This is a genomic window from Hahella sp. CCB-MM4 (assembly GCF_002260525.1).
Lineage (GTDB): Bacteria > Pseudomonadota > Gammaproteobacteria > Pseudomonadales > Oleiphilaceae > Hahella.
On record NZ_MRYI01000134.1, the window covers coordinates 1 to 305 of the forward strand.

The window sequence follows — 305 nt, forward strand, 5'->3', positions numbered from 1 at the left end:
CCTTCGCACTCTCTCTGCCGCTCTTGCCGCCAGCGCCGCCCTTGGCGCCGGGGCTGCCGGGGCCACCACCATCATCTCGGGGTCGAATTCGATCCATGTTCATCAATCGCCGCTCGGCACCGTCGTGACCGGCAGCCCGGCCTCGATCACGCGCTCGCCGATCCCGCTGCACCGCCCGCTGCTGAGCCATGGGCACAGCCGGATCGTGCCCGAGGTCGCCACGCGGGAGGACAGCGGTTTCGCCCAGTTCTTCCTGTTCTTCTGGCCGTGGAACCGGGGTGTCGAAGCCGAGGTCGAGATCGCAC

The 305-nt window shown here is 68.9% G+C and carries 1 protein-coding gene; it reads left to right on the forward strand.

The features are described 5' to 3' along the window. Positions 1 to 124: 124 nt before the first annotated feature. Positions 125 to 305, forward strand: a 181-nt coding sequence (locus BTA51_RS30605; protein WP_210404979.1) for a hypothetical protein, incomplete at its 3' end; no start/stop codon positions are given.